Source organism: Methylophaga sp. UBA2689, assembly GCA_002354555.1.
GTDB lineage: Bacteria > Pseudomonadota > Gammaproteobacteria > Nitrosococcales > Methylophagaceae > Methylophaga.
Genome location: DELT01000101.1, coordinates 78,040 through 83,948, shown reverse-complemented (window position 1 = coordinate 83,948; position 5,909 = coordinate 78,040). Strand labels below are relative to the sequence as shown.

The following is a 5,909-nucleotide window of genomic DNA, read 5'->3' as shown; positions in this document are numbered from 1 at the left end:
ACATCATCAGGCTGAGGTCGCAACAGTTTTTTATCCACTGTCGGCACCTCCATCAACATATCAATGCGATCCAATAACGGGCCGGAGATCTTACCACGGTAGCGTCTGACTTGCTCTTCTGTGCAATGACATCTTGCCTGGCCCAAGTAACCGCACGGACAGGGATTCATCGCAGCAACCAATTGAAATTGTGAAGGAAATTCTGCTTGATTGGCAGCACGGGAAATAGTTATTTTTCCTGATTCAATTGGCTCGCGTAAAACTTCTAATACTTTTCGATCAAACTCCGGCAATTCATCAAGAAATAAAACGCCGTGATGTGCCAAAGAAATCTCACCTGGTTTAGGCTGACTACCACCGCCGACTAAAGCTACTGCAGAAGCCGTATGATGCGGTGCCCGAAATGGTCGCTGCATCCAGTTTTCCACCTGGAACCCAGCAGATGATATTGAATGAATCGTTGCTGTTTCAATGGCTTCCTGCTCTGTCATCGGTGGCAATATACCCGGTAAACGACTGGCTAACATGGTTTTTCCAGTACCGGGAGGTCCAGCGAAAAGCAGGCTATGCGAACCAGCAGCCGCAATTTCCAAAGCCCGTCTTGCTGACGCCTGACCTCGTACGTCAGCTAAATCGGCATAATTATTTTGATTATGCTGATGTTGGTTGATATTAACTGGTAAACGCAATTGATCATGCAAATGAGCACAGACTTCCAGCAGCGTTTTGGCAGCAAAACTCTCACCTTGTTTGGTAAGGGCCGACTCTTCGGCATTATCAAAAGGCACCATCAATTGTCGGTTGGCCTCCGACGTGGCTAATGCTGTAGGTAACACACCGCGAACTGCACGTAATTCACCGGTCAAACCGAGTTCACCGATAAACTCCATATTGCTTAATGATTGCACCGGAATTTGATTGGAAGCTGCCAGAATGCCCAACGCAATCGGCAAATCAAACCGACCGCCCTCTTTGGGTAAATCGGCTGGAGCCAGATTAATGGTGATACGTTGCTGAGGAAAAGTGAACTGGGAGTTAATCAATGCTGATCGGACGCGATCCTTACTTTCCTTCACCGCCGTTTCCGCCATACCCACAATCGACAGACTGGGCAAACCATTGGAAAGATGCACCTCAACAGTAACCGCCTGAGCATAAATTCCCGTCAAAGCACGACTGTAAACCGTGGCAATACTCATATTCCTTCCCTGGAAAATTAGTGTGTTTCGATTCTAACGGATATGGCGTATCTGATGAAGGCCAAAAAGGGGTTAATCAAAACTGGTTATCAGTTTTCTATACAACTCAATAACATTGAAACATCACGCTTTGAGAGCGTGATAACTTCGGAATTTAAAATCATGAAAAATAGTAATAAATAAAATAAACGTTATATATCAATATCATCGGGACGAATATCTTGTCATACAATTTTGATTGAGTACTGTCCATTGCAAAGATACCTTTTCGTACTAAATAGTATTTTTTAAATAACAACATAAATCCCGGAAAGATAAAGAACCCAATCGTAATCAATGCATGAAAATCCAAAATATAACTCCTAAAAACTCATCGCTCTTCAATTATGAATAGGTTACAAAAAGGACAGACTCACAGATTTATTTTTATTCTCTTACATACTTACTTTTTCAGCTATACGTGCTCACGCTAACCAACCTCGTCAATAAACTGTTTTGTTTTGGCCAATTAATTTCGTGGTAGCACCTTTTGTATCAATTGATTTTCCTTCTTTTATCTAACAATCGCTGCAATCAACTAAAATAAATCTGCCCCCTTTCCCGCTCTGTTAGCTTTCAGTGCTATCAATATTTCCTTTTAATAATTTGATCCAGTTTTTTTGTGGTACCCAAGAATTTTGCGGTAATAAGCTATCCAAATATTCTTGTGCCTCATTATTTCCTTCTATCGATGATTTTTTGAGAAAATAATATGGAATTTCTAATCGTCTAAAGTCTCCAAAACCTTGATCTAATACTTTTTCATGGGCTTGTTTACCCATATGATAATAAAAGTCAGGCGTATTCTTATTTTTAGAAAAATACTCCTGAACAACTGATTCTGCTTGTGAGCAAAACTCATTTTTTACTTCAGCCTCACAATCCTTATTTCTCAAAGTTAAATCGATGGCGTATAGAATATTGATTCTACTATCTTTATTTTCAATTCGCTGGTATAAACCTTCAAGTTCAGATGTGCAATGAATAAAGCATAATAAAAACTCTCTTCTTTTCCCAATATTAGCTGGGACAGTTTCTTTATAATAATTTCGAGCTTTATTAATATCTTCATCTACCCCAATACCATATTCATAAATCATTCCTTTAAAGACACTATTTTCTGGCCCAGTAGCTAAAATATTTTTATAATCTCCAGCACGGTATGCAGGGGGTTCAACGATGTTTTTATTTCTTTCACATCCTGAGACATTTAAAATAAATGAAAGGAATAATAAAATTAAAATTTTTTTTATTTACTTGTTTCATCTCTCTCGCAAACTCTCATTGCGATCCTTTTCAATATTTATATTGGTAACCTCAAAGTCAGAAATTAATTTTTTAACTTTTAGATCTATCTGTTTCCAGTTTGAAAGTTGTTTTTTTGAGAATGAATATCTGACTAAAATATGGTCAGAATAAAAAAATGTGGTGTTACATGATGGATAAATTACTTTTCCTTCAGGTACACATTGCACCCAATAAAACTCATCACCATGCCTTGCTGTATAAACTTCGTAATGTGCGTGAACATCATATGGAGTAGCATGCTCACCACTTCCCATTTTTCCATCAGCCACATATTGACGCGTCAATCCATTGTCTAATTTTTCTTCCTTAACAATCTTTCCATTGTAGATAACATGGGCTGTGTAAAACTGCTCACTTGTAACCCATACTGGAGGATTTAAACTTGGCAATCCTTTTGCTCTCAATAAAATCCGCACGAATTCTTGAGAACCAGGCATAAAAAGAACTTTTTTTAATTCACTGTACCCCTCCATTTCTGGCAAAACTGCATGAAGGTTCGTCCCTGTTCGTTCCCCTCCTTTCCAATCCCGCTTAGCCCAAATGTGATTTTTAGGTATAGCAAAATGTTTATCCGCAATAGTTAAATTCGCAATATTTGAGTCTGAAGATATATCGGCGCTGGTATCAAGATATTTGTCTGTTTCACGCTTTGCGGTTACACCAAATACAAGAATCAGTAAGTAAAAAAATACGATTACGAGCAATGCTGAAAACCAACGAAACTTTGTTGTCATTTAGATCTCCCTCATAACCTGATTACCATGTTTGGTAGTGGAATCAGGAAGCAATCCAAAGTAGATCTTGAAATCGTTGTTATTTCTAGTTAGTGAGGTACTGTGAAAGATGGCCTGACCAGCCAACTGTTGGAATTGATTTTTGATTGAAGTGTCATGAAGAGATTGAATGTAAATCGAGGCGATACTCATATTCCTTCCCTGGAAAATTAGTGTGCTTTGATTTTAGCGGATATGGCGTAAGGGATGAAGACCAAAGTGGTCGTAATCAAAACTGGTTATCAGTTTTTTCGTATAAATGTTCGTTAGTCTTTTATGAAACGTTAAACTGCCTGACCATCGCCGTGAGTTTTTCACTTAACTTGGCAATTTCCTGGCTGGCTTTGGAGACTTGTTCCGAGCCTTCTGCCGTGCTTTCAGACACGTGTTGAATGGTATGAATATTTCGGTTGATGTCGTTTACCACATGGCTTTGTTCTTCTGCTGCTGTGGAAATTGATAGATTCATTTCGGTGATGGCACGGACTGACTGTGTGATTGCCAGCAACGAACCTGTTGCTTCATTACCTTTGGCAACTAGCTGGGTAATACTCGACTGATTTTGCTCCATGGACTGAACCGCATTATCTGAACCGGCCTGTAATGTTGTAATAAGCGATTCAATTTCCTGTGTAGATTGTTGTGTGCGTTGTGCGAGTGTACGAACTTCATCTGCCACGACTGCAAAACCACGTCCCTGATCCCCTGCCCTGGCAGCTTCTATAGCGGCATTCAATGCCAACAGGTTTGTTTGTTCAGCTATGTTTTTGATGACATCCAGAATAAGACCGATGTTTTCGCTATCCGTCTTCACTTTGGTGATCACGCCGGATGAATCATTGATTTCAGAGGCTAATGCATTAATTGAGGTCATGATTTGTTCAACGACATGTCTGCCTGCCTCAGAGTCAGTTTCCCCTTTGCGAGCAGCATTTGATGCTTTCTCAGCATTTGCCGCCACATCTTCTACCGTTGCTGTCATTTGATTGATAGCAGTAGCAACCTGCGCCGTTTCATTTTTCTGTTTGGCAATATTGGTATTGGTTGTTTCGCTGACTGCCGATGTTTCTTCCGCAGCGGTCGATAACTGTTCTGATGCAGACGTAATCCCCACCACCAGTTCCTGAAGCTTTTCAACGAATGAATTAAAGACGGCGCCCATCGCCCCGACTTCATCTTTGCTGGTGAAGGTCATTCTTCTGGTGAGATCGTTATCCTTGGCCATAGCACTGAGGGTACTCATAACCTCTTTGATGGGCCGGACAATGTTATTAATAATGATTTTTGAAATGAATACACCGATAAATAACGATGCCAAAGCAATGGCTATCAGGCTAAGAATGCTGCCATTCTGTTTCTGTTCAACGTTACTGACCGCACGTTGTGAAATGTTATCAATACTGCCCTTCATCGCAGCCAGAGTGACAAATAATTCAGCTTCAATCGTTTTTAGTTCTCGCTGTTCCTCTTCAGACAGATAACCGCCGCCGGACATGCTGCCACCACGTTTGATGACATTGATGGCCGCCTCAACATATTTCTGATAGTTCTGCTGCTGTTGAACGATTGTTTCAATATTTTCCGACATGCTTGTCACATCCACCAACATTTCAGCTGACAGGTTTGTGCTTTTGGCTTGTTCAAGAATACCGACGGTTTCAGCCAAGGTAAGCTGGCTCTGCGCAGTAATATTTTCTATTTCTGCAAAATGGGTCTTGATGATACTTCTGGGCGCCCCAGAGCGGGCATCAAGCAAAAGTGACTGCAAAGTAGCGGCTTTTTTATACTGAAGTTCACTGATCTTAGCGACGCGTCTTTCAAGTGGAATAACCATCTCATTCATCACCGAAAATTCTGCCGAGATCTCTTGCATTTTTAAAATCGCAAAAGCCGCTATCAATAATTGGGTCAAACCCAGAACAATGACCACGGTGAAAATTTTCTTGCCAATCGGCAGGTTATTTATGAACTTCATTCTTTATCCTGATAAGGGGACTGGTGATGGCTAAAAGCGTTATGCCATATAACAAAAGATTATAACGGCACAGCTTCAGCAAACCTAGGAAATTTTCCCAAGTAAGAATTATCAAAAGAGACAACGCTCAAACTTCATTTGAAGAAAAATGAGTATTCATTTTCACAGTAATTTCACGTTTTATTTTTTAGGGTCTGTGGGAGTCGTTTTTCAAGACCGCGAATAAATTGTTTTAAAAATATCGTTTCAGTCAATTTATAAAGCTTCGGTTTCGCATCCTTGGTAAAGCATTTTTGAACCAAAGGTAATCCATCAAATAATCGGAAGAGATTCACGGAAGACCTTAATCAAACACGGAGAAATCATGCTTCAACGCCGATTGAGCACCGCTATTTCCACCATACTTCTTTTCACTTCCACCAGCCTCGCAGCGGATCAGATATTGCTCGATGATGGCAGTATTCTTAAAGGTTCTATTAAACAGATTTCTGAAGGCAAAGTGGTTATGGATACTGCTTTTGCCGATGAAGTTACCGTTGATTTCAATCGGGTGACACAAATCAGTACAGATCAGAAACATCTTATTGAACTTGATAGTAGTGATCGGGTTCTGGG

At 40.3% G+C, this 5,909-nt stretch carries 4 protein-coding genes and 1 pseudogene; 1 reads left to right on the top strand and 4 read right to left on the bottom strand.

Translation table 11 applies throughout. The features are described 5' to 3' along the window. From B3M51_RS13100 to B3M51_RS13085, 4 genes are all read right to left on the bottom strand, one after another. A partial coding sequence (locus B3M51_RS13100; RefSeq protein WP_292759807.1) for a YifB family Mg chelatase-like AAA ATPase occupies positions 1-1,199 on the bottom strand: 1,199 nt, incomplete at its 3' end. Between the two features lie 608 nt (positions 1,200-1,807). Further along, entirely contained in the window at positions 1,808-2,338 is a 531-nt protein-coding gene (locus B3M51_RS13095; RefSeq protein ID WP_292759806.1) for a hypothetical protein, read from the bottom strand. A 162-nt stretch (positions 2,339-2,500) separates the two neighbouring features. Then, entirely contained in the window at positions 2,501-3,280 is a 780-nt protein-coding gene (locus B3M51_RS13090; RefSeq protein WP_292479577.1) for a hypothetical protein, read from the bottom strand. A gap of 313 nt (positions 3,281-3,593) precedes the next feature. Next, positions 3,594-5,294, bottom strand: coding sequence for a methyl-accepting chemotaxis protein (locus tag B3M51_RS13085; RefSeq protein ID WP_292759804.1), 1,701 nt, complete (start codon positions 5,292-5,294; stop codon positions 3,594-3,596). Positions 5,295-5,658: 364 nt separating this feature from the next. On the opposite strand from B3M51_RS13085, the pseudogene B3M51_RS13080 reads away from it, so the two are divergent. Next, positions 5,659-5,909, top strand: a pseudogene (locus B3M51_RS13080) (DUF481 domain-containing protein); the annotation flags it as partial.

What these genes read in the sequence shown, in the direction of transcription:
- B3M51_RS13095 (WP_292759806.1), bottom strand. Translation starts at nt 2,338, where the DNA reads ATGATTTATGAATATGGTATTGGGGTAGATGAAGATATTAATAAAGCT.
- B3M51_RS13090 (WP_292479577.1), bottom strand. Translation starts at nt 3,280, where the DNA reads ATGACAACAAAGTTTCGTTGGTTTTCAGCATTGCTCGTAATCGTATTT.
- B3M51_RS13085 (WP_292759804.1), bottom strand. Translation starts at nt 5,294, where the DNA reads ATGAAGTTCATAAATAACCTGCCGATTGGCAAGAAAATTTTCACCGTG.